22 protein-coding genes are annotated in these 24,365 nt (G+C 56.1%); 19 read left to right on the forward strand and 3 right to left on the reverse strand.

Annotated features, from left to right (window positions below; genetic code table 11):
• Positions 1 to 46: 46 nt before the first annotated feature.
• Both prfA and J2I48_RS15615 read left to right on the forward strand, forming a co-directional pair.
• Positions 47 to 1,120, forward strand: coding sequence for a peptide chain release factor 1 (gene prfA / locus J2I48_RS15610; RefSeq protein ID WP_207336399.1), 1,074 nt, complete (start codon positions 47 to 49; stop codon positions 1,118 to 1,120).
• A 161-nt stretch (positions 1,121 to 1,281) separates the two neighbouring features.
• Entirely contained in the window at positions 1,282 to 2,070 is a 789-nt protein-coding gene (locus J2I48_RS15615) for a hypothetical protein (RefSeq protein ID WP_207336400.1), read from the forward strand.
• Between the two features lie 92 nt (positions 2,071 to 2,162).
• Here J2I48_RS15615 and J2I48_RS15620 read toward each other — a convergent pair whose 3' ends face one another.
• Complete coding sequence (locus tag J2I48_RS15620; RefSeq protein ID WP_207336401.1) at positions 2,163 to 5,138, reverse strand: TonB-dependent receptor; 2,976 nt, start codon at positions 5,136 to 5,138, stop codon at positions 2,163 to 2,165.
• Between the two features lie 169 nt (positions 5,139 to 5,307).
• Between J2I48_RS15620 and J2I48_RS15625 the strand changes: the two genes are divergently transcribed.
• Entirely contained in the window at positions 5,308 to 6,084 is a 777-nt protein-coding gene (locus tag J2I48_RS15625; protein ID WP_229376336.1) for a DUF547 domain-containing protein, read from the forward strand.
• Positions 6,085 to 6,204: 120 nt separating this feature from the next.
• On the opposite strand, the gene J2I48_RS15630 is transcribed toward J2I48_RS15625, so the two are convergent.
• Both J2I48_RS15630 and J2I48_RS15635 read right to left on the reverse strand, forming a co-directional pair.
• Positions 6,205 to 6,633: a hypothetical protein gene (locus J2I48_RS15630; protein WP_207336403.1), complete on the reverse strand. Its 429-nt coding sequence runs from the start codon at positions 6,631 to 6,633 to the stop codon at positions 6,205 to 6,207.
• Between the two features lie 39 nt (positions 6,634 to 6,672).
• Positions 6,673 to 7,029, reverse strand: a complete 357-nt coding sequence (locus J2I48_RS15635; RefSeq protein ID WP_207336404.1) for a hypothetical protein — start codon at positions 7,027 to 7,029, stop codon at positions 6,673 to 6,675.
• Between the two features lie 911 nt (positions 7,030 to 7,940).
• On the opposite strand from J2I48_RS15635, the gene J2I48_RS15640 reads away from it, so the two are divergent.
• The 16 genes from J2I48_RS15640 (at position 7,941) to J2I48_RS15715 (ending at position 24,348) form a co-directional block, all read left to right on the forward strand.
• Positions 7,941 to 10,457, forward strand: a complete 2,517-nt coding sequence (locus J2I48_RS15640) for an ATP-dependent Clp protease ATP-binding subunit (protein ID WP_207336405.1) — start codon at positions 7,941 to 7,943, stop codon at positions 10,455 to 10,457.
• Positions 10,458 to 10,508: 51 nt separating this feature from the next.
• Complete coding sequence (locus tag J2I48_RS15645; protein WP_207336406.1) at positions 10,509 to 11,558, forward strand: hypothetical protein; 1,050 nt, start codon at positions 10,509 to 10,511, stop codon at positions 11,556 to 11,558.
• Positions 11,559 to 11,585: 27 nt separating this feature from the next.
• Positions 11,586 to 12,047 carry a hypothetical protein gene (locus J2I48_RS15650; protein ID WP_207336407.1) on the forward strand — a complete coding sequence of 154 codons (462 nt, stop codon included), beginning with the start codon at positions 11,586 to 11,588 and terminating at the stop codon, positions 12,045 to 12,047.
• 39 nt (positions 12,048 to 12,086) lie between these two features.
• Positions 12,087 to 13,454 carry a type VI secretion system contractile sheath protein TssC gene (locus tag J2I48_RS15655; protein WP_207336408.1) on the forward strand — a complete coding sequence of 456 codons (1,368 nt, stop codon included), beginning with the start codon at positions 12,087 to 12,089 and terminating at the stop codon, positions 13,452 to 13,454.
• 34 nt (positions 13,455 to 13,488) lie between these two features.
• The gene (gene tssD / locus J2I48_RS15660) at positions 13,489 to 13,881 is read left to right on the forward strand and encodes a type VI secretion system tube protein TssD (RefSeq protein ID WP_207336409.1); all 393 of its coding nucleotides are present in this window, start codon (positions 13,489 to 13,491) and stop codon (positions 13,879 to 13,881) included.
• An 87-nt stretch (positions 13,882 to 13,968) separates the two neighbouring features.
• Positions 13,969 to 14,538 (forward strand): hypothetical protein, encoded by a 570-nt coding sequence (locus J2I48_RS15665; protein WP_207336410.1) that lies wholly within the window; start codon positions 13,969 to 13,971, stop codon positions 14,536 to 14,538.
• 6 nt (positions 14,539 to 14,544) lie between these two features.
• Positions 14,545 to 15,003: a hypothetical protein gene (locus J2I48_RS15670; RefSeq protein ID WP_207336411.1), complete on the forward strand. Its 459-nt coding sequence runs from the start codon at positions 14,545 to 14,547 to the stop codon at positions 15,001 to 15,003.
• Between the two features lie 48 nt (positions 15,004 to 15,051).
• Positions 15,052 to 15,732 carry a lysozyme family protein gene (locus tag J2I48_RS15675; protein WP_207336412.1) on the forward strand — a complete coding sequence of 227 codons (681 nt, stop codon included), beginning with the start codon at positions 15,052 to 15,054 and terminating at the stop codon, positions 15,730 to 15,732.
• A gap of 2 nt (positions 15,733 to 15,734) precedes the next feature.
• The gene (locus J2I48_RS15680; RefSeq protein ID WP_207336413.1) at positions 15,735 to 16,688 is read left to right on the forward strand and encodes a hypothetical protein; all 954 of its coding nucleotides are present in this window, start codon (positions 15,735 to 15,737) and stop codon (positions 16,686 to 16,688) included.
• Between the two features lie 8 nt (positions 16,689 to 16,696).
• Positions 16,697 to 18,559 (forward strand): type VI secretion system Vgr family protein, encoded by a 1,863-nt coding sequence (locus J2I48_RS15685; protein WP_207336414.1) that lies wholly within the window; start codon positions 16,697 to 16,699, stop codon positions 18,557 to 18,559.
• Between the two features lie 10 nt (positions 18,560 to 18,569).
• Positions 18,570 to 18,989, forward strand: coding sequence for a GPW/gp25 family protein (locus J2I48_RS15690; protein ID WP_207336415.1), 420 nt, complete (start codon positions 18,570 to 18,572; stop codon positions 18,987 to 18,989).
• A gap of 9 nt (positions 18,990 to 18,998) precedes the next feature.
• Complete coding sequence (locus tag J2I48_RS15695; protein WP_207336416.1) at positions 18,999 to 20,861, forward strand: type VI secretion system baseplate subunit TssF; 1,863 nt, start codon at positions 18,999 to 19,001, stop codon at positions 20,859 to 20,861.
• Positions 20,845 to 21,810 (forward strand): type VI secretion system baseplate subunit TssG, encoded by a 966-nt coding sequence (locus tag J2I48_RS15700; RefSeq protein ID WP_207336417.1) that lies wholly within the window; start codon positions 20,845 to 20,847, stop codon positions 21,808 to 21,810. Before J2I48_RS15695 ends, J2I48_RS15700 begins: the two co-directional genes overlap by 17 nt.
• Positions 21,807 to 22,670 (forward strand): TssN family type VI secretion system protein, encoded by an 864-nt coding sequence (locus J2I48_RS15705; protein WP_207336418.1) that lies wholly within the window; start codon positions 21,807 to 21,809, stop codon positions 22,668 to 22,670. The genes J2I48_RS15700 and J2I48_RS15705 overlap by 4 nt, the downstream gene beginning before the upstream one ends.
• A 77-nt stretch (positions 22,671 to 22,747) precedes the next feature.
• Complete coding sequence (locus tag J2I48_RS15710; RefSeq protein ID WP_207336419.1) at positions 22,748 to 23,893, forward strand: hypothetical protein; 1,146 nt, start codon at positions 22,748 to 22,750, stop codon at positions 23,891 to 23,893.
• A gap of 152 nt (positions 23,894 to 24,045) precedes the next feature.
• Positions 24,046 to 24,348 (forward strand): PAAR domain-containing contractile injection system baseplate protein, encoded by a 303-nt coding sequence (locus J2I48_RS15715; RefSeq protein ID WP_207336420.1) that lies wholly within the window; start codon positions 24,046 to 24,048, stop codon positions 24,346 to 24,348.
• The last annotated feature ends 17 nt before the right edge of the window (positions 24,349 to 24,365 follow it).

The following is a 24,365-nucleotide window of genomic DNA, read 5'->3' on the forward strand; positions in this document are numbered from 1 at the left end:
CGTCAGCACCTTCCTCCTTTCCTCCCTTCCTCCCTATCTTTGTATTATGATTGAGCAATTAGAAGCCATACGCGAACGCTTTAACGAAGTGGCCCAGCAGATTGTGCAGCCGGAGGTGTCGGCAGACCCCAAACGCTTCATGAAACTGAGCAAAGAATATAAAGAACTCGACAAGATGGTGCAGCAGTATATGGCCTACCGCCAAACGCTGACCGAAATTGAGAATGCCCGTGAGGTAATCGCCACCGAGAAAGACGAAGAATTTCGGGATATGGCCAAGCTGGAACTGGACGAGTTGGTGCCCCGTCGCGATGAGCAGGAATCGGTGTTGAAAGAGATGCTGATGCCCAAAGACCCCAACGACAGCCGCAACATCATTCTGGAAGTCCGCGGCGGCACCGGCGGCGACGAAGCAGCCATTTTTGCGGGCGACATTTTCCGCATGTACCAGCGGTTCTTTGAAAAAATGGGCTGGAAAATGACCCTCGTCGACTTCACCGAAGGCTCGTCGGGAGGGTACAAAGAAATTGTGGTGGAGGTGGAAGGCGAAGATGTGTACGGCAAGATGAAGTTCGAGTCGGGCGTGCACCGGGTGCAGCGCGTACCCGCTACCGAAACGCAGGGGCGCATTCATACGTCGGCGGCGAGCGTGGCGGTACTGCCGGAGGCTGAAGAAGTTGACGTGGAAATAAACATGAACGACATCCGCAAAGACACGTTTTGTTCGTCAGGAGCGGGTGGTCAGTCCGTCAACACGACGTATTCGGCAGTGCGGCTCACCCACATCCCCACGGGGTTGGTGGTGCAGTGTCAGGACGAACGGTCGCAGCTTAAAAACTTCGACAAAGCCCTGACGGTGCTGCGCTCGCGGCTGTATGAGATCAAGCTGAAAGCCCACAACGACGCCATTGCCTCGCAACGCAAAACGATGGTGGGCAGCGGCGACCGGTCCGACAAAATCCGCACCTACAACTACCCTCAAAGCCGCGTCACTGACCACCGCATCGGCCTCACGGTCTATAACCTCCCCGCCGTCATGGAAGGCGACATCACCCAATTCATCGAGCAACTCCGCATCGCTGAAAACGCCGAACGGTTGAAAGAAGGCGCAACGATTTAGGTTTAAGGTTTAATGTCCAAGGTCTCGGCGACCCCGTCCAATGTTGTCTGACGCGAGCGTACTCCTGCGTCAGCCAACATTGGACGGGGTCGCCGAGACCTTGGACATTAAACCTTAAACTGTTTTGCTTATGTTTCGGGTAGCTAATTCCTACCTGAACCATGTTATCTGAACCAACGCTACAGACTCCTGCTACTGCCCCCGTACGTTCTAACGGCCTACTAATCAACTCGATTGCGCTGATTATCCTGACCAGTTTGCTTACAACAGTGCTGCACGAATGCGCTCATTTCGTGCCCGCCTACCTGTATGGGTTCAACCCAGTGCTGCACCATAATTATGTGGCCTACGACTCGGCGGGGCGTTTGGTGAGCCAACAACTACTGATTGCCGCAGCCGGACCAGGGTTTTCGCTGCTGCTGGGGGTGGTTTGCCTATGGCTGTCTACGCGCCTGACAGAAAAGGGACTACTCAGCCTGTTTTTGCTTTGGATGGGTTTGCAGGGGGTGCTTGCCTTTTTTGGCTACCTGTTTGCCGCGCCCTTTTTCACCTACGGCGACACAGGGTTTATTTTTGCTAAACTGGGCCTGCCTACGTGGCTGGTCATCGTTATTTCGGTGAGCAGCTTTGTCGTGCTCAATGTGATTCTCAAGCGAATGGCCTTTGCATTTCGCTTTTATGGCAGTATAGGGCAGTCTGTTCAGCAACGCGCCAACGCCCTGATCCTGTTTCCAATGCTGGCCTCGGTGGCCTCGGCGGTGTTGCATCTGCCCGTTACTACCCCGTTAAGTATCATTGCCCCGGCGATTACACCAACTATATTCTTGAGCATCTACGGCACCTTCCGCCGTACTGACCCCGGCCAGCCCACTGTGCCCCTGAGCCAGATTTCGTGGCTTCTTATGGGCCTCACTGCAGCCATGATCGTCGTGTTTCGGCTACTAAATTAAGTGTAAAGTGTAAAGTCCAATGCCTAAGGTTGGCTGACGCGAGCGTACTCCCGCGTCAGCCAACCTTAGGCATTGGACTTTACACTTCCTTCTTACAACGACACCGTTACCCGGCCAAACAAGAACCGGCCATTGTAGCCGCCCTGGTTGGGTTGATAGAGCAGTCGGCCCCGGTTCGAGGCGTCGCGGCCCGACACGTAGTCGAGTGAACCCGGCGCGTTGCGGGGGTCGATGTAGATCTGATCGGGATACACGTCGAAGATATTGTTAGCCCCAATAGAGACGTTCAGGGTCTTGTTGAGGCGGTAGCCCAGCACCAGGTCCGTAATCCAGACGGGGTTAAACGTCTGGTCGATGAAGGCGCTGCCGTCGGTGTCGCGGGCGAACTGCGTGTTCCAGTAGGTGCCGTCGGCCTTTTTCACGGTGGGGTCAACGTTGTGGATATACCTGATTTCGCCAAAACGCACCGTCCGGGCCGTAATATCAAACTTACCAATGCTGTAGCTCGCGCTCAGGTTCAGCTTGTTCTGGGGCTGGAATACCTCGATGCGTGAGCGCTGCTGCCGGTCGAATAGCAGGGTGCGGAACCACTGATCCGGGCTGCGGCCGCTGGTTTCGTTCTGCTTCGGATCGTCAATGAGCGGGGTCGAATTGATGGCCGTTACTTCGTTTTTGTTGAAGTTCACCGCCCCCGTCAACGTCAGTTGGCCTTTGCCCAGTTGAAGCCGTTCGTTCAGCACAATGTCGATACCGCGGGTGCGGGTGTTGGCGGCGTTGGCGAAGAAATTGACGTTGTTCACGCCCACATATTCATTTGCCGTGAAGCCCAGCAATGCCCGCGAAAACGCCCCCGAATACACAATCCGGTTGGTGATGTCGATCTGGTAGGCGTCAATGGTAGCTGAGAACCGGCCAAACTTGGCCGTGGCCCCCACCGTCATGTTTACCGACGTTTCGGGCTTGAGCGCATCTACGCCAATAAACGTGCGGGCAATCGGGTTTTCGTTATTGACCGTCAGCGTGTTAGAGGGGTTTCCGCTCACAAACTGGGTGCTGGTATTTTGGAAATAGCGCTGGTGCAGGCTTGGTGCGCGGAAGCCCGTGCTGATGGCCGCCCGCAGGTTGATGCCCTCCAGAATACCAAAGCGGGCAGCCACTTTGCCATTAATGGTCGACCCGAAATCGCTGTAATTCTCGAAACGCCCGGCCAGATCAACCAGCAGTTTGCCGATTTCGCTTTCCACGTCTATATAAAGCGATTGGCTCGTGCGCGATTTGTCGATGGCATCACTTTTCTGGAAACCGGGAAACACCTGCGCACCGGGCAGGGCCAACGCCGTACCATTGGCGGGACCGCTGATGAGCAACGGGGCTGCTGGTACCGATTTCTTCAGGTCACCACCAATGTAGGAGTTTGGTTCACCTTCCGTAATGGCGTAATTCTCGAACCGCGCTTCAGCACCGAAGGCCAGGTTAATCGATGAAAATGCCCCCGGTCTCGCAAACAGCCGGGCAAAGTCGAGGTTGACGGTGTTTTGCGCAAAGCTCAGCTTACCCGCATCGAAGGTAGTTTGTGGCGTACTGGTATTAGGCAGTGAGGCATTGCCCGAATTGAAGACCGAGAACGCAAACGAGTTGTGGCCGTAGGTGTTGCTTAGGTCCATGGTAAGCGCCCCAAACCGCGTTTTAAACCCAGCAATCAACGACTGGTCCTGCACTGTAGAGCCAATGCCCGGCAAAAAACCGTCGGGGTAAAACAACGTCCCGTCGGCGTTGAGGGGTTGTTGCGCGCGCGACACCGGCACTCTGTTGTTGCCGTAGCCCGTGCCTTTGCGGTAAGTAATGCCACCAGCGGTATAGATTTCGCTGTTTTTACCCACTGGCAGTGAGCCGTTTATGAACAAGCCCACGTTTTCTGAGGCCGAGTTGCCGATGATCATGTTTTGCCGGTTGTAGTTGCGTTGCTGCACCAGCGTGGCATCGTCGGCAATGAGTTTGGTACGGAAATCATTTTGCACCTGTCCCGTGGGTGTGCCCGGAAAACCACCCGACGCGCCAAGGTAGATCGTGGGGGCGTTGTCGAGACCGCTGCGGTTGCTCCGGCCCCGGTTGTTGTATTGGCCGCTCACGGTGAGGTAGCCTTTGTCGCCCAGCCGGAACCCTTTCGAGATGTCGAATTGTAGCACCTGCCCATCGCTAATGCTCTGGCTTATGCTCCTCGATCCGCCACCCAGCACCGGCACGTTGTAGCTTAGGTTGGTCACATTCTGCCCGCCCGTGAGTGAAGCTGTCAGGCCAGTATAGTCTTTCTTGAGCACCACGTTGATCACGCCCGCAATGGCATCGGAGCCGTATTGGGCCGCTGCTCCGTCGCGCAGCACTTCGATGCGCTCAATGGCCGCCACCGGAATCACGTTCATATCCGTCCCCACCGACCCGCGACCTACCGTGCCGTTGATGTTGAGCAGGGCCGAGGTGTGGCGGCGTTTGCCGTTGACCAGCACCAGCACCTGGTCGGGGCCGAGGCCGCGAAGCGACGCCGGGTCAACGTGGTCGGTACCATCGGCCACGGTCTGGCGGTTGGAGTTGAACGAGGGGGCCACAAAGTTCAGAATCTGCCCCACGTCGATCTGCGAGAAGCTTTTCATCTCCTTAGCGGTGATTACGTCTACGGGGGCTACGGTTTGTACGTTGGTGCGGGCGGTGGCGGCACGCGAACCCGTGACGACCACTTCGGTCAGGTTACTGGCCGATTCGGCCAGGCTGGTGTTAATCTCGGTTTCGCCAGTGGCTGGCACGATGGCCGGCTGGGTATTGGTTTTGTAGCCGACAAAGCTGGTGGCAATGCTATAGGTACCGGCGGCAACCTTAATCTGGTAATTACCGTTGGCATCGGTGGTGGCTCCAATGTTGGTGCCCACCACCACAATAGTAGCGCCGGGTATGGCGACATTGGTGGCCTTGTCGGTCACGCGGCCCCGGATGCCCTGGGCCAGTAGCGAAGAAACGGTGAGCAGACAGGCAACCAAAAAGAGGCTTCCAGTCCTTATAGTAAATGAAACGTGCATAGGTAATATTGGTTAGTTTAACCCAAATATAAAATATTATTTGCCTTATGAGTAGATATACAAATTAATATGCTGAATAATATCATAAACAACCCATCTGTTTACTAAATTAATGCCAAAAACTTTCCCTATGCTTATAGCGTATATCTTACAAAAACGATCACTACTTATGAAGATCTTACTCGTTCTGGGCCTGGCCGTTGGCCTTTGCTTCGGCTTTGTTTCCTACAAAACCAATGTGAACCTGCCGGTAAGCACTGCCGCGGCCCCCAGCCATGCCCAATTCAGCAAACTGCTCAAAGAACATGTCGACGGCAAAGGCATGGTTGATTATAAAGGTTTTGCCAAAGACAAGGCCGAACTGAAAAGCTACCTCGACCTGCTGAGTAAAAATGCGCCCGCTGATAGCTGGAGTAAAGATGAACAGCTCGCCTACTGGATCAACGCCTACAACGCTTTCACGATTCAGCTCATCCTGGACCATTACCCTGTGAAAAGCATCAAAGACATTGGCGCAAAAATCAAGATCCCGTTTGTGAACACGCCCTGGGACGTGAAGTTCATCAAGATCGGCGGGGAGACCTATGACTTGAACAACCTCGAACACGGCATCATCCGCAAGAAGTTTTCAGAGCCGCGCATTCACTTTGCGCTGGTGTGTGCAGCCAAGTCATGCCCCCGCCTGCGCAACGAGGCTTATGAATCCGGCAAGCTGGATGCCCAACTGGACGATCAGGGCAGCGATTTCATGAACAACCCCGCCAAAAATTCGATCACGGCCAAGCAGGCGAGCCTCTCGAAAATTCTGGACTGGTACGGCGGCGATTTCAAGAAAATGAAAGGCATGTCAGTAAGGGATGTGGTGAACAAGTTCTCGAAAACCAAAATCACCGACGACACCAACATCTCGTACCAGACCTACGACTGGGCGCTGAATGAGCAGTAAGCAAAGAGGTGAGAGATAAGAGCCAAGAGATAAGAGTTAAGAACTTTTGCGTGAATGGGTTTACGTCAGTTTCTTGGCTCTCATCTCTTGGCTCTTGGCTCTTGGCTCTTAGCTCTTGGTTCACCGCGCCAATTCATTAGTCGACCATCGCTTCAGTAACGCTACGGCTACGGCGCAGATCAGCGTTTTTCGTTGGTCAGACAACCCATTATCTAACCACATTTTTCCGTCAAGGCTGTTTAAGTGGCCAATGAGCGTGTCGTCTTCATAAAAGTTATAGCCGATCTGCATACGCCCCATCAACCCTGGCAAACGGGCTAGCTCGTCGGTAGCCTGATTAACCACCTCCGTCCTCATCGACGGACTAATGAGGATCAAACTGCGTTCGTTGGTCAGGATACCTTGCTCCAGGGCCTCTTCGGGTGGCATGCCCGTTTGCCAGTTACTGGCCAACGCAAACTGCCATTTGGCGCTGGTGCTATCTGTTGGGTAAGCAACCGTACCGGCAAACTCAATAGTCTGTCGGGTATTGTCGGCCCACCGAAGCAAACCACCTGCGCCCGTTGGAATGATAAGCTGATTGATAGCCTATGCATTCACTTCGTCGGTAGCCACCACCCGAACAGGCAGCTCATCAAATCCAATAGCCTCAAAATCAAGCACCTGCGCGTATGTTGTGCGTATTGCCCGGCGGCGGCCCACCCATATGTTGCGTGGTCCAACTGCTGCCGTGCGCGAACGGCTCCCCCGGCGGTCGGTATGTACGGCGGTGAGGCGGAATGCCCCAATCTGCATGTTTTTGCCCGACGTGATGCCCCAATAACCTTGAACGGGAAAAGCGGTGCTGTGGCCAATCAGGGAGCGGGGTGGCGCAAACGTACCGGAACTGGTGCGGCAGCCAAGCAGCAACCAGAGGCCGCTTAGCACTAGCAGAGTCTGTTTCATAACAAGGTAGGGCGGGGGTTAACCGATATCAGGCTAGAGTTGTCGGATGGGCAGATTGGCAAACTCACAGGTTAAGAATAGCTGGTATGCTCCCTTCGATGGGCTATGTATTCTATGGATTAAGCTTAAAACGAAAAAGGCCGGTAGCTTTGAGTAAACGGTCGTTACGTATATATTATGTTGATTGTTGCTATTTTTTTGTATCCTCAACCAATTATCATTTAACTACTTATCTACGAAGATTCTTTATAGTGTGTGTAGGTCACTGCTGCTTTGTTCACAAAAGCGTCAAGCGTGGCATTAATGACCATCAGTTCACGGAGGGACCTGGTAGCAGGCAGTGATCGTTCTTCGCTATCCCTGGTCCCAATCCCCTACCGCTGGCTCGCTCACCCATTTATTTCTGCCATCTCATCTACACGACATAATCGGCTGCCCTCTGGCGGTTCGTTGTGCGGCTTAACCGGCGGGTCCAGGTTTAGGTCAAAACCCACATCATCTAATGATTAACCGACCATTTGTAACAACGCAACGCAGCACGAACTGTGTAAGCGGTAAGGTGTAGAGCGAAAAATACCCTGTTCAGGGGAGGTATGCCCCCGCTACCCTATCGAATTTTGACCTGTCCAAACAAGCTCTCGGCGGCAGGTAATCCGTAGTAGCGCTGTCTGGGCACCAAATCCACACCAACAAGAACCTGTTACCCCAAGTGCCCATTACTGCCGGGTTGTCCCCTTTTTATGGGACGCGGCAGCCTGCCTTTACCTAGTACGTTTGTCTTGAGCAAAGAGCAGGGGGCGAAGAGCCTGGAACGCTGATTAGCCCATACGCTTTGCCCCCTGCCCTACGCTCCAGGCTCTTTGCTGCTTTGCCCTTTGCCCAGTACCACACATCCACACCTTCAAGTCATTATGCTTTCACTCGCCTACACCGACGAACTACGTCAGGCTGTGCAAATTGCGCAGGCCGTGGCCCGCGAACATCAGCACCCCGCGCTGGCTCCGGGGCATTTGCTGACAGGGGTACTGCATAATGATGTGGGCCTGGCCTCACAATTGGTGCTCTGGGACGTTGACGTAGCCTACCTCCGCGACTGGGCCGACATTAGGGTGGAAGCCAGCCCCAAATCGGCCCGGCCCACCGAAGACCCCCGCGCCGACGAAACCACCCGCGCCCTGCTGGAAGTAGCCGATGTGGTGCGCATGAAACTCGGCGAGACAGCCCTTAGCCCACTGGCGGTGCTAACGGCTATGACCAAACCCAACCTGGCGTTTTCGGCCGATCAGCTTAAGTCCTTTCCCCTCACCGAAAACCAACTGCTCGAATTCGCCCTGCGCGATGCTGTGCTTCAACAGGCCGTGGGTAGTAATGGACATAGCAATGGTAAAGCCGCCCCCCATAACGGCGCAGTTGCGGCAGTTGACAAATCGGCCAAATCCATTTTTAAATACTGCACCGACCGCACCGCCGCCGCCCGCGATGGTAAGCTGGACCCTATTGTGGGCCGCGACCGCGAAACAGGGCAACTGTTGGAAATTCTAGGCCGTCGGCTGAAGCCTAACGTGCTCATTGTGGGCGAGCCGGGCGTGGGTAAAACAGCACTGGTAGAAGGCCTGGCGCAACAGATTGTGGCTGGCAATGTACCCCCACAGCTTCAGGAAGCCACTTTACTGCAACTGGATGTTGGTTCGCTGGTGGCGGGGGCCTCGTATAAAGGCGAGGTAGAAGAGCGGCTCAAAACCATCCTGACCGAGCTAAAGACGTTCGATAAAGCCCTGCTCTTCATCGACGAGATACACACGCTGCTGGACCCCAACGGCGGGGCGGTGGGCACCGTCAACCTGCTGAAACCCGAACTGGCGCGGGGTGAGCTGACCCTGATTGGCGCCACCACCAACGACGAATACCGGAAGTACATCGAGAAAGACGAGGCCTTTGCCCGGCGGTTCGAGGTGCTCACCGTAGACGAACCCGACGAGGCAACCGCCACTCGCATGGTGAGTAAGGTGGTGCCGGCTTTCGAGGCCTACCACGGCGTGAACCTGGCCCCCGGCACCGTGGCCGAGACCGTGCGGCTGGCGAGGCGCTACCTCAAAGACCGCCGCCTGCCCGATGCGGCCATTGACCTCATCGACCGCACGATGTCGGCCTTGAAACTGGCCAACGCTACTACTGCGCCCGAACTGGAACGCCTCCGCGCCGAGCTGCACAGCCTGACCGACGGGCAAACCGAGGCCCTGCCCGAACTAGCCCTGACCGACCTCCGCTGGTTTGAACGGCAGTTGAACCACCGCCTCAGCCCGGTGCTGCTGGGTAAGATCGAAGACGAAACCGACACTACCGACTTTATCCTGCCAGAAGCCCTTGCCGACCACCTGAAGGCACTTTTGGACCACCTCGACAGCCTCAGCACGGCCCTGGGCGAACAGGTTGGCTCCGCCGAAATTGCCGCCGTAGTGGCCCGCCGCACGGGTATTCCGCTGGGAAAAATCCAGTCGAAAGAGCGGGAGAAATTGCTGGTGTTGGCCGAACACCTGCGGCAGCGCGTGGTGGGGCAAGACCACGCCACTACCATCATTGCCGACGCCATTCTGGAAAACCGCTCTGGCCTGAGCCGGGCCGGTCAACCCATTGGGTCGTTCTTTTTCAGCGGCCCCACCGGCACCGGCAAAACCGAGCTGGCCAAGTCGATGGCTGATTTCCTGTTCAACGACGAGCGCGCCCTGATCCGGTTCGACATGTCGGAGTTCAAAGAAGAGCATTCGGCGGCGCTTTTGTATGGTGCCCCTCCCGGCTACATAGGCTACGAAAATGGCGGCTTGCTCGTTACCAAAATCAGGCAGCAACCCTTCGCCGTGGTGCTCTTCGACGAGATCGAAAAGGCCCACCCGTCGGTGTTCGATCTGTTCCTGCAAATCCTGGACGAAGGTCTGTTGCACGACCGCCTGGGCCGCGAGGGCGACTTTTCCAACGCCATTATCCTCTTCACGTCTAACATTGGCTCGGACTGGGTGGTGGAGAAAGCCGCCAACAACGAACTGGCCACTTCGGGCGAGTTGCTGGACATCATGGGTCGTTTTTTCCGGCCCGAATTCCTGGGTCGCCTCACAGAGATCATCCCGTTCCTGCCTATTTCGGAAGCGGCGGTGATGAGCATCTTCAGCATTCAGCTGAAACCCTTGCTGGCGGCGCTGGCCAAGCAGGGCATCACGCTCACGGTGTCGGACGAGGCGCGAAAGCAACTGGCTTTGGAAGGCTACACGCCCAAATACGGTGCCCGGCCCCTGCGCGGCGTGATCCGCAACCGCCTCCGCCGCCCCCTTTCGCGCATGATTATCGCCGGCGAAATCGGCAAAGGCAGTGTGCTCAATCTGACGGCAAATGAAGCGGGTGAACTGACATTTGAAACGGTTCACGGGATCGGGTAGTGGTTTTTACGATGTCAACTATATCCACACGAACAACATAACTGGTAGCTCATGGCACATTTCTTCGATGCAGTTTCATACTCCCCTCTGGTGACCTATGAAATTCACCCCGGCGAAACAAGAACAGTTGGCCTGTGGGGCGGCGATTTCCTAGGGAATGATCTCGGCGTAGTTGTCGATCAGGATCTGGTAAAAATGCAGGAAAAAAGACGGGTCAACGGCTCCCGTTACTTTGACCTGACCGGACTAAAAATCGGGCAAACCAGCCTGCGAGCTTTTGCGGGTCTCTACGACTTTGCCTTTCCTATTGAGGTTAAGGTGACCAAGAAACTCTCTACCCCACAAGGTAAACTGGCCGAGCGTAAAGCCATTGTCGACGAAGCGCTCAGTCACGTTGGCAAAGCGCACTACGTGTGGGGCGCCGCCGGTAACACGCCCGGCCTGGCCGACGGAGCCAGCTTCCGACGTGACCTGGTTAAACTATTACCCACCTCGTTCAGTCAGCAGGAGCCGCTGGTGCGAACGGCCTGGACAGGCATTGAGGGCGTAAACACCTGCGCCGGTTGCTCCAGCAAGTATTCACAACAATCGAGTCAAAGCATCAGCAACTACCTGAAGGCGGGCAAAGACGAGCCAGGTAAAAACGGCCTGTTTCCCCGAATATGGAAGTTTAAGGGTAAAGTGCAACCCCGTGGTGCCAGTGGCAACGGGCTTGTGTGGGGCGAGTCGTGTATTGGCAAAAGACACTTCGACTGTATTGGCTTTGTTGAATACTGCATTGGCAAAGTATGGAGTCAAACCACTGTCTTCCAGATAGATATCGCCGTTTTGTTCAATAATCCAGGCCACTATGGGTTCGCCATTGTCACTGACCCAACCGATATCCTGAACGCTGATTTGGTGAGTCACGATGACGGCGGTGGCAAGTGGCACCACATCGGCATGGTGTATCTGGATGAGAAAAATCAAGCCAAAATCGTGCAGGCTGCCGATTCAGACATCGGCGTTACGAGCGGCGAAATATACGTACCGAGGCAGTGGGGGCACCGGATTCGACTACTGGATTCAATGGTCAAAACGCCTGTAACGGCCAGGCGCTGATAACACGTAAACTCAATCAATAGCTATATGGCAGTCAATAAACCTCAGATCGGGGGTGTGATCATTCCCGAAGAAACCAGCGAGGCCATCAAATTCCTCCAGGAGAACAAAACCGCGATGGTCGGCAAGTTCACTACCGACTCGCTGAGTCAGGCCCCCGTTATGGGGGTGCAGAAATTACAGGAAGCCTTCGACACCTTTCAGCCGCAGGTGGAGGTGACCCACGAAACCGAAGGCGGCGAAGAAGTAAACGAAACCTTGTTTTTTCAGAACCTGACGGCCTTCAGCAAGCAGGGCATCATTGACCAGAGCGCGTTTTTGCAGGCCCTGCAAGCCCAGGAAGACAACTACCAGACCCTGATAAAGCGGCTCATGTCGAACAAGACATTCCAGAAAGTGCTGGCCGACCCGCAGGCGAAGCAGGCATTTATTGACGCCCTCAACGTGATGGCCGACGAGCTTGAGAGTAACGATAAAAACGCCAACTAACCTCTACCCCCTCACAACCTCTCCCAACGCAGCAAACCGATGGCACAGGAAGAACAACATCTGGCAAATGCGCCCCTCGTGAAAGAGCGGGTGGCGGCCCCGCCCACCCGGTCACTGGCCGAGAGCATTCAGCAACTGACGAAATACGGTGGTTTTGACTTCATCAAAACCGTGGTGGACGGCACCGAAAACATGGACCCCACCAAGAAAGCCCGCAAAAACATTTTCCTGTCGGAAGAAGACAACAAGGCCGACCGGAAGCAACTGAAAAAACGGCTGCGGGACTTCGCCCAGCTCTTGGCCGCCCACGACAACGTGGCCGATATGGTGGCCGAAGCCCAGGAAAAAGCCACGTCGGCCAGCCAGACGCTGAAGAAAAATGTGGCTAGTGCCCTCACCCACACCGAAGAGCTGGAAGCCTCGTACCGGTCGCTGTCGTTGTTTTTTGAAAATACCGAAGCCGAAAAGGTCAAAAACCTGGTGCTCTTCGATGCGGGCAACGACATGACCACCGATGCTGATGGGTTTAGCAACCCCACGGGCATTTACGAGCAGATTGCCAAAGAACTCCGCGACAATTACGACAAAATGGACCTCTCGGAGAACTATTCGCTGCTGGTGCTGCCGGGCTGGCTCAAGAAAAACGTCATCGTTGATAAATGGGCGGCGCTGGCCCACCAAAATAAGGTCATGCTGCTGACCGACTACCGCCACCTCGACGACCCCGACAGCGTGGAGGCCACCTTCGAGCGCGACAAGCTGTCGGGGGCCGATGCTCACAAAGCTAACGTAATGATGCCCTGCAACTGGATCGTGGGCCGCGAAGCTTACACCGAACTGGGGCAGGAAGAACACCTCTACGTATCGCCGGCCATGGCCCTGGCCGGCATGCTCTGGGGAGGCCACATTGCCCAGCCCTCGGCGGGGGTGCAGCATGGTAAGCTCAAAATGGCCAGCGGGGTGCGGTTCAGTATGCGCAAAGGCGAAATTGCCCAGCTTGAAGACAAAGGCCTCATTCCGATGGTGTATGAATATGGCCGGGTGATTCCGTTTTCGGCCAAAACGCTCTTCAACGGCGACAACGTGGGCCTGCAAACCTATAGCGTAGTCCGGGTTTTCGACTGGATCGGCAAGGTGTTTCAGGACTTTCTGAACCGCCGCACCTTCGAGAACATCGACAACAAAATGATCGAAGAAATCAAAGGGCAGGTGGCCAGTTTCCTGAGCCAGATTCGCGGGCCGGGCAAGATCATCGAAGACTTCAGCAACCTCGACATCCGGCGGCATCCCGACAAGCCCACGCACGTCATCGTCAACGTGAAACTGCGGCCCTTTTTCCCGGCCAAAGTGTTCGAGATCAACCTTACGGGCACCAAAGGCCAGTGGGATTCGGACTTAAAACAATAAACCAATTTCTGTCTCAAGTTAACCAACCAACACAATGGCACACAAATCCAGTTTGAAAATCGACGGCAAGGACTACGAAATCCTCTCTTGCTCGTACAGCTTCCACCAGCACGTGAATCCCAACACCAACGAAACTACGTCGGAGGTATTTGGAGGCAACATCGACGTATCTATTGAAACCCGCAACGCCGATGCCAAGATCATTGAGCTTATGGTGTTGCCCCACAAAGACGACATCAGCGGCAGTATCGAACTGAAAAACCAGAAGGGCGAAGAACTGCGCACGATCAAGTTTTCGCACTCGGCGGTCATCAATTTCAGCGAATCGTTTAGCCTGTCGGGCAGTGGCACGGGTACGCAGAGCTTCACGATCTGCTCACGCGATATGGACGTGAACGGCCAGAAGCTGAAACTCCAGCGGGAGTAGCGCGTAGGATTATGCCCCGCACTGCCTGCTGCTAACCAGCCAGACAGGCAGTGCGGGCTTAAGTTTTCACCTGTCAATAGCCAGCCAATGGTACTCAATGAAGATCTCCGCTTTGATCAACTCCCCGCCAGCGTACGTAACTCGTTCAACGGCTTGGTAGCGAAGCATGAACGTATAAAACCGGGCACCCTCCTCTACAAATTCACGGACTGGGACGTGTTCAATGCGTACACAGATAAAAACGGATTGCCAAGGGAATCAACGTCGGCCTTTTGGGGCACCATTGATGACCTGCTCGACGTGCTGGATTATTGTCAGGAAACTGGTAAAACATTGCCAGACTGCATTCGGCAACGAAACGCCGTACTGCACAACTGGAACGGCCTTAACTCGCTGCTGGTCATCCGCATCAGTCAGGATGTCTACGGATTCACGGGCAACATTGGTCCACAAACCGAGAAAGGGTACGCCCGGGAAGGCAAAGCGTATGCCCGGCCTTTCACCGCTCCCGTTTCCTTTTGGGGTGGTGCCAGCCAGGTCTACCTACCGGGCTTGCAACGCAGCCACATTTCCGAGGTAGTACCCGCCGAAACCGTACTGATTCGCGACGACACAACGGCCATTGTTGACTTTCTAACCAGTCTGGTACTGGTCTAAATCCACATGAGTCCACTCTTTATCATCGGCAAACAGACCCTTATTGCGCTGATAATCAGCTTGTTTCTAACAGAATCGGCCCGACCACCAGACGCACTCTTCGGCGATTATAGCCGTCGGCTGACTACCTCAGTCAAAGGCAGACATACCCATCAAAACAAGGTCGGTCAGCCAGATAGGGTACGTATACTGCGTAGTCAGGACGGCGATGCCAACGTGGTGGTGAGCCTCACCTTCGATCAGGGGCAGGTCTGCGAACTAGAGGGCAGGGCAGTATGGGCCAAGGGGCAATTGACACTAACGGCCGACGGCCTCGACGAAACAAAACCCTGCCAGCTGGTGCTGCGCCTGAACGGGTCGGTGCTGACGTTGCAGGACACCGAACTGCGCTGCCAGGGGGCCTATTGCGGAACGCGGGGAGCCTTTGACGGTGCCCGCTTTCAAAAAATCCGACGCACTCATTAACAGGAGTTTTCGGGCAGTTTACCACTCACACGATAAGCATTTACAACTATGCACACCAGCGTCAATCAGTCATTCCGGGGGTTTAACGAACCATTTGAAGGTGTAGTTAAGTACATGTATCTCGACATTCTGGGGTTGGTAACCGTGGGAGTTGGTAACCTGATAGACCCCATCAGTGCGGCCCTGAGCCTACCGTTCCAGTACCAAAACAAACCGGGCATTAAAACCCCGGAGGCCCCGGCTAGTCGGGCCGTTATTGAGGCTGAGTGGAAGTTGCTGAAAAGCCACCAGGAGTTAGCCAAACTAGGCCACCGGGCGTGCAAAAAATTCACCAACCTTGAACTGAGCGAGACGGCCATCGACAACCTGATTCAGCAGCGGCTGCTTCAGAACGAGGCCTTCCTGAAACGGCAAAAGCCATTCAGGAATTTTGATAACTGGCCCGCCGACGCCCAAATGGCTATTCTGAGCATGGCATGGGCCATGGGGCCGGGCAACTTGCACAAGTGGACGCTCTTTGCTGGTGCCTGCGAACGCATGGATTTCGACACCGCCGCCGAGAACTGCCGCATCCGCGAGGCTGGTAATCCGGGCGTGATTCCGCGCAACAAAGCCAACAAGCATTTATTCAACAATGGGGCTTCGGTGGTGGCGGGCGAGGCCGATGGCTTCTACCAGCTCAGCACGTTGTATTACCCCATTTGGGCCATGAAACCACAGGTCGTTTAACCATGGAAGAGTCAGGACATTACTATTCGGTGTATTACGTGTCAATTGCCGTTGGCTTTTTGAACCGCATTGCCCGGCAGCACGCTTTTTTCGCCCAAATGCCCGACGAGGTAAGCATGCTCGATGCCACCGACCTTGAAGTAAGCTACCTCTTTCGAACGGGCGACATACCGTCTTCGCGTTTAGTGCCTAACAGTTGGCGGCTTCGCGTTGAGCATGGCCTTCATGCACTCACCGGCCGCAGTGCTGCGGCTGAACAAGAACGAACCCGGCAATTGCTGCTGGCCACCCGCGACACTGATTTTGTCCGGTTGGGTTTGCTGCTCCACCGCTTTGGCGATACCTACGCCCATACGCAGATTGACCATCCAGACATACTTTATTTTGCAGACCCCGCCTTTCCGCTGACCGACCGGGCGGGGCACGGGCACCTACGGCACGGTCATACACCCGACGAACCCTGGGGCCTGGGACGACGGGCCTTGATGAGGCGTTACCTGACCGATTTGTATCAGCTCTTCGATACGATGGCACAACGTAATCCCATGAACCTACGGCCAACATTAGCCACGAACAAAGTATCGCTGGCGCAGGTGATAGACGATTTTTCAATGGCCGAACAAGCCGTTGATATCATGATCCGACGGCGGCAGGAAGCCTGCGTGGACTCCGTTTACGACGGACGGCGGAGCATTCCGATGGCCTGTTTTAACCAGGACGCCGGGGCGCAACGTGAGTACATCACCGTGCTGCGAAGACGGATTACGGAACGTACCGGCGGCATATCATTCGACCCTTACGAACCGGAAGATCAGGACTTGCTCACCTGGCAGGAGTTCCGGGAGCGATATAGAGCCTCTTACCCAGAGCTAAATCAGTACAACGACCAGACTATTCGGGACGCCGTTCGGCAGATAAATGCGGAAACGAACACTATTCCTTCACCTGCTTTCTAGGAAATGCCATGCCTGCCAACAGCAACACGTATATCGCCTCTGCCGAAATTACCAGTAAGGCTACCACCTTGAAACGGGTCAACTACGTGCAGATCAATCAGCAGTTCGACACGCACCACACGTTCGAGGTCAGCGTATCGCCCGATATGCTCCCTAACCCGGCGAGCAAGCTGGAGGAACTGGCCGACAAACTGGTGGGCGAAGAAATCACCATCAAGCTAAAGCAGGGGCGGGTGGGGGCCGCTGAGCAGACCATGACTTTCGTTGGCCTGATTATGAACGTCCGCTTGGTTAAAGAGCAGAATAATACCACGACCTATCTCATTTCGGGCCTGAGTCCCACGGCCCTGCTGAACGCAGGTCGCACCACCCGCTCGTTTACGGAGATGTCGCTGTCGGCCATTGTGGGCAACGTGCTTCAACCCTTCGGTTCGATGCAGAAAACGGTCTCACCATCCTTTGGCGGCACTATACCTTATATCACGCAGTATGAAGAAGATAACTTTCATTTTCTGCAACGGCTGGCCGAAAAATATGGCGAGTGGATGTACTACGACGGAAAGCAACTAGTGTTTGGCAAAAGTGGCCGGGCATCGGCACCCGCAGTACAACTGTGGCAAGGCGTCAACTTCTTCGACATGGAGTATGGCGTGTGCGTTACGTCCCTGAATTTTCAGGCCAATTATTACAACTACGAAACCAACATTGGCTCCGAACATCTCTCGAAAGATGCCGCTGTGGCTGGCCTTCAGGCTATGGCCCGTATTGGCTACGACAAATCGGAGAAGCTGTTCAAAGACGAACTCCAGCAATTTGATTTCCACGAAAGTGGCCCGGCACTTCAGCAGGCCGTGAAACTTAAGAAAAGCGAACAGGCTAACAAACTGGCTGTGCTACAGGGGCGAACCCCCGAAATGGAAATCAAACTGGGGGGCCTGATTAAAGTAAAAGACAATATCTACGCAACCACCGATGCCCGGCAGGGGGCTACGCTCCAGGACACCATCGACTACGGCACGTTTGTAGTAACCCGGCTCAATCACTCGCTCGACTCGCGGGGGGTGTACCGGGCTACCTTCGGGGCTGTTCCCCACGACGCTGACTTTGCACCGGTCGATTACCGCATTGTGGCACCCGTGGCCCGCCCGCAGGTAGCTGCCGTGAAAAAAGTGGCTGACGAAAGTAGCCTGGGCCGGGTGAAAGTGCAGTTCTACTGGCAAATCGCCGACGACAAAACCACCCCCTGGATCAGGGTTACCAACCTCATGAGCAGCCAAGATCAGGGGGTTTATTTCGTGCCTGAAATGGGTGAACTGGTGTTTGTCGATTTTGAACACGGTGACCCCGACCTGCCTTTTGTGACGGGGAGCACGTATAAGAAAGACGACGCACCCGGCCCACTCTTCAACAAAGACAACAACATCAAGGGCATCATTACGCGGGGAGGGAACCACATCATCATCGACGACACAGACGGTAAGGAAAACATCAGAATCTATAACAAAGCCAACAAAAACGAGATCGCGCTCTCACTCGACGGCGACACGACGATCAATATTAAGAGCGAGGGCACGATCAATATCGAAGCCAAAGACACCATCTCGATGAAGGCCAAAACCATTGAGATGAAAGCCGACCAGGCGATGCTGCTCAGAACCGGGTCGGGCGACCTTGAACTGAGTTGCGGCAAAGACCTCACCCTGTCGGCCATGTCAAACGCTACCCTGGGCGCTACGGCCAAGCTGGCGGTCAGTGCCGCGCAGATTGCTATAGAGGCCGACGCCACCGCTACCCTCAAAGCCAATGCACAACTGGCCCTGGAAAGCAGCGGGCAGGCCTCACTAAAAGGAACCGTCGTCATGATTAACTGACCGCCAACCCATGACCGACTACTATGCCATTCCGCCCTCCTTTGGTGCGCTCACCAAACAGCAGGTGCTCGACAAGTTGCCACTGCAAGAATCGGTGGCGCAAAATATTGCGCTCTACCTCGCCACGCGCCCCAACGAATACCACTACGACCCCACCTATGGCTGCGTACTGCACAACTACGAGTTTCAGGAACTCAACGACACGCCCAGCAAAGACCAGATCAAGCGGGCGGTAGAGGAGTTCCTCCACAAGTTCGACAAGCGCATTGAACCGGAGCGCGTGACGGTAGACGTGGCCGACGTAGAAGAGAAAATTGATGGGCGCAACCCTCGCATCTGCCGCTACGTGCAGATTATAGTGCGCTGCCGACTGGTGCAAACCCGCGAGTTGCTGCCCGACATGAAGTTTCGGGTAGTACGCTACTCTTAATCAACCCCGATGATGACACCACAACGCCAGCGATCACGCGAAAACATCCGTAGCGAAATGATTCGGGAGGTAGCCCGGCTCTGGAACTACGACGAAACCGACATGGCCGTCGAGCGGTTCGACCCGCTCGTGGGGTTGCTGCTGGGTGCCTTCGCCACGGGTATTGAGGGGTTGCACCACGAGTTGCAGAACTCCCGCAGCCGCATTATTCAGCGGCTGGCTCAGTTGCTTACGCCCGGTACGCTAACGGGTGCTCAGCCCGCCCATGCCGTTATGCGGACGCGCGTAGTTGACCCTCAGTTTACAGTGCAGCCTACCCACGTCTTTAGCTGCAATACGGGGGGGCGCGAGGTGCACTTTTCGCCCGCAGGCACCTTCCAACTCAGCAACGTAGCCCTTAAAACCAGTATCATCCAAAACAAAGTGCGCGACTATGGGGCGGGGGCTAAAGAGGCCTTTCTGAACCAGGTGCTCCCCGGCGATGCCTGCTGGCTGGGGCTGACCGTAGATGAAGACACGACCGCCCTGACCGATATGACGCTGTTTTTCGACTGGCGCAACGACCCGCTACGCCTGGCCCATGCCGACAAGATGGTGGACGCACGGGTGTTCATGGCCGATACCGAGCTTACCTGTCAGCCTGGTCTGCCCGACATGCCTCTGGCCGACACCAACTCGCTTGCCGGGCAGATGCACGAACACACCCAGCGGTTTTATGGCAGTCATTTCCTGACAATCAGCAGCATAGCCCAAAAGACCGGGCAACCCATTTCGCTGATAAATGGTCAGGGGTGCTTCCCGGCTGAATTAGACGGGGCATTCACGCCCGAAGAACTGGCCAAACACTTTGTCCAGAACCTGCTGTGGCTGAAGATCGTGTTTCCGGCTAGTCTGCCCGCCGAAACAACCTACCGCACCCACATCGAGGTCAACGCCTTTCCGGTGCTAAACCGGCGGCTGTGCGTAGACACGCATGAACTGCGACCGCTGTTCAACGTTTTTCCGGTTCGGGTAGAGGCACAGGAGGCTTTTTTGGAAATAGCCAGCGTAGAAACGCCAGGGGGCGGTAGCATTAGTCAGGCTCAGCAACTGGGCCGCGACAGCCAGTACCAGTACGTGTTGCGGCAGGGGGGCATCACCCGGTTCGACGAGCGCGACGGCTACGATATGCTGACCTACCTCACCACCCTGCTGCGCGACGAGAGTGCCATGTTTATGACGCTGGGGCGCAGCGAACTGGAAACCGAGATCGAAGAGATACGAAAACGGCTGGAAAAAATAAACGCGGCCATTGGCACCGGGGGCGAACAGCGCAGTTTTGTGACGGTGAAAACCCCCGAAAAAGCGGGGCGGCTCACTATTAAATTCTGGAGCACCTACGCCGAACAGGCCAACAGGATCCCTTTCGGCACCAAGCTGAGCAAAGACCGGAGCCAACTGGCATTTGTCGACGACGAATCGGTACTGCTGACCACCACCACCGGAGGCCGAAACGCGCTGACTCCCGACGACACCCTACCGGCTTTTCGGCAGGCCCTGCTCACCCGCGGGCGCATCGTGACCGTGGCCGACATCAGGGCGGTTTGTTTTGCCGAACTCGGCGATAAGCTCAGTGCCGTGGCCGTGACAAAAGGCGTTACGCCGGGCGTGTCGAAAAGCCAGGGGCTGGTCAGAACTATCGACGTGGTACTGACGCCCAACCCCGCCAAAGCAACCCCACCCGACCAATGGGACGAATACTGCCACCGGCTGAAGCATATCATTGATCAGCAGTCATTTACGATTTTACCCTACCGGGTGCTGGTATCTAAACAAGCGTCTCCCGTAGCTGGTGTCCGCCTAAACGAACGAGGTTATGATACCGGTCGATGAAGTAGAGGCACTCCTGAATCAGATGGCCACCAGGCGGCTGCGGTTCGAGACCATCGTAGACGACCTGCTGTCCAACGGGCTGATTGCCAGAACGGGGTTGGTGATACAGCCAGAAGCATCGTCGGCTTATCAGTTTGAGCGCGACGTGCTGACAGTGACCAACCGGGCGGGTGACCAAACCGAACCCCGCTGGCAGGTGACCATCCCCCGCGACGGGTTCTACGATACCCTGCCGGAACGCCTGTTTCACCGGGCCAAGAAACGAACGAAAGACGAAGATGAATGGGCTGAAATTCGACAGAAAGAAGAAAAACAGGAGCAGGAATCGCGGCATTTTTTCCTGCCTTTCGACAATGCATTCAACCATCAGAAAGTAAAGATTGCCCAGTTTGAAACCAATACACTTTCGGGCGATGACGACCAGCTACTCACTGATTTACTGCACGTTATGGCCCCTGAGATACATACCAAAACGCTAACCATGTCCCAGAAACTAACCCTCTTTCTGATTATCATCGGTGCCTGGCAAACCGTGGGCAACTGGGAGCAGACGGCTGCCTGCTTCAGCCAGTTTCTGGGGGTTCCAGTGCAGGTTCGGTTTGGGTGGCAGGCGGGCAGTGGAATGCCCGCCCCTATGCCTGTTGCCACCTGGAATCCGGCGCGACTGGGCAGCGGGCGGGTAGGTATCGACTTTGTACTTACCCAGCCTCCCAATGCCACCCTGGGCGGTCGTATTCACCTGCTCATTGGTCCGCTAACCAACAGCCAACTTACCCACTACCTACCGGGGGGCGTTGGATTGCAGCAGGTGCGTATGCTGGCCGACTACCTGCTGCCCGCCGAAGCCGATTATACCATACAACCCCTGGCCAACCCCGCTGCCACGGCCTTCCGCCTCTCGAAAGAAGCAACCACGGGACGGCTGGGCATGACAACTGAACTTCCATGACTACCGACCTCCTCCTCACCCTTGTTAGCCTGCTAAGCGTAGCGCTGGCGGCGTTGACAGTGCTGCTGTTGCGGCGAAAACCCGACGTGCTCAACAAAAAGATGGGCCTGTATCTGCTGGCCGGGCTGGTTATTGCTGGTGCGCTGGGGGCTGCCCTGGCCAGGGTAGAGTCGGTAACCACGGGGTTCTATTGGCTCGAAGGCATGGTGCTGGTGCTGGGGGTGGCCCACCTGGTAATGGCCAGGCAGCAGTTTGCCTGGTTGCGCGATGCCTTCATCGGCGACGAACTGGCTCTGCTTACCCTTACGGCCACGCTGCTGGCCATGGCCCAAACGCTGGGCTACGGCCTCCTGCGCACCACCGGCCCGTTTTTGCCCGCCATGTCGCTGGGGTGGCTACCGTTTTATCTGCCCACCGTGTTTATGCTGGCCTACGAAGCATTTGCGCTGATTCCGGCGCGGGTGTACCGCAAATGGTTCTACCCCGTAGACCGCGAAGTGCCTCTTATTGAGTTAGTTGACACCATCCGGCTGCATGTGCAGGTGAGCAAAGCGCCCGATAATCCGCAGCTGACCACCTACACCGTGAAGGCCCCCATAGACCGCACCCTGCACGATCTGTTTCACTACATGATCTATTCGCACAACCACGAAGAGGACCCCGAAAGTCCCATTCAGTACCACGAGGTAGACACAGAGGGGAGCCTGCTGGGCTGGGTCTTCTACCGACCCAAACTGCGCGGCCTCGTGAAATCATACCTCGACCCCAGCCTCTCCCTAAACCGAAGTCAACTCAAGTCAGACGCCGTTATCGTAGCCCGCAGCTATGTGAGCAGCGTAGAAAAAGAGCAAAGGCCGTAGGGCAGAGGGCGTAGAGCAATCCGCTCCCTGCCCTACGCTCCCTGCCCCGCGCCTAAAACTGAAAACTCCCTTAGAAAATGCTTCCCTCAATCACCCACTGGCCTGTAAACTGGGCCGACGGCATGAAGATCACCCGGGGCCACCTGCTGGCCACCGACGATGCCACCCGCGACATGGCCCGCGACGCAGCGGGGACCATGCTGTCGGGACTTGATTATGGCCTGCTACCGCCCGCCGCCGGGCAGGATACGCCCCTGCGTATCACCTGCGACGGGCAGTCGGTGGTGCTGTCGGTGTGCCGGGCTATCACGCCGGGGGGTGCCCGCATTGAACTCAGCACCGACCCTGCCGATGCCTTAACCCTGCCCCTGACCGCCGTGCGGGAGGCGTGGGTGCGCATGGGGCAGTCGGTGGGGTATGTGGTGGTGGAGGCCAACCCGTTTGATCCCCAGCCCCACGGGCAGCCCGACCCCGACGAAGAGCCGCTCCGCTACCCCTTTGTCTGGACGGGTCTGCGGCTGAGCGCCGTGCCCGTAGCCAGCCTGCACACGACCCTGGCGGCGGCCTATCACCTGCCTGTAGCCAAGTTGCTGCTGGCCAACGGGGTGTTCAGCCTGGCCGAAGGCTACCTGCCGCCCACCCGCATGGTAGGGTCCGTGCCTGACTACCGCGACCTCTACCACAGCCTTCGCAAGCGGCTGAGCGAACTGCTCACCCACGCCACGGCCATTTTGGTGCGGGTACGCACCAACGCCCGGTCGGGGCAGCCCAACGCCCTGGCTACCAGCATCGGCTACGTGGCCGAGGCCTGTCTGCACAGCCTCGGCAACCAGCTCGATTCGTTTCAGTTGCGGGGTATGCACGAGTCGCCGGTGGGGCTGGCCGAGGTGGGGAAACGCCTGGCCCGGAGCCTGCAAATAGCCATCCAGAGCACCCCCGACCGGGAGCGTGAGGCCATGTTCAACTACATCAAAAACTGGACGCCCGTAACACCCGTAGAGTGGGAAACGACCCTTCAGGAGATGCTCGACACTACCTACGAACACGCTGACTGCCAACCCATTATGGCGTCGTTCATCCGCATGAACGACTGCCTGTATCGCCTCTTCTCGAAGCTGAGCGACCTGAATTATCTGGAACGCTCGAAAGATGAATTTTTCGTGGAAAAACAAGACATCGTAACCCCAAAACCCGCCGCTAAAGTGGGCTTCTGGAGCAAGTAGTGAACGAGTGAATGGCGAAAGAGTGAAAGAGCGAAAGTTGCTGACACCAGCCTTTTCCGCACCCTGGCCTGTGGGGACACAGGCCAGGTGCAGAACCGTCTCACTCTTTCACCATCCACTCGTTCAATCTTTCACCATTCACTCGTTCACTCATGGGACAACCCGCTGCTCGCATTGGCGATAACCACCTCTGCCCGATGGTCACACCGGGCCTGCCGCCCATACCCCACGTGGGTGGGCCAATTTTGCCGCCAGGCACCCCAACGGTGCTTATTGGTGGCATGCCCGCCGCCTGCATGGGCGATATGTGTCTGTGCGTTGGCCCGCCCGATTCCATTTTGCTGGGGTCGAAAACGGTGCTGATCGGAGGTAAGCCTGCCGCCCGCATGGGCGACACCACCGCCCACGGAGGCACCATCATCATGGGGTTACCCACGGTGCTGATTGGGGGGTGAACAGAAAACTCAAAACT

The organism is Fibrella aquatilis, assembly GCF_017353255.1.
Classification (GTDB): domain Bacteria; phylum Bacteroidota; class Bacteroidia; order Cytophagales; family Spirosomataceae; genus Fibrella; species Fibrella aquatilis.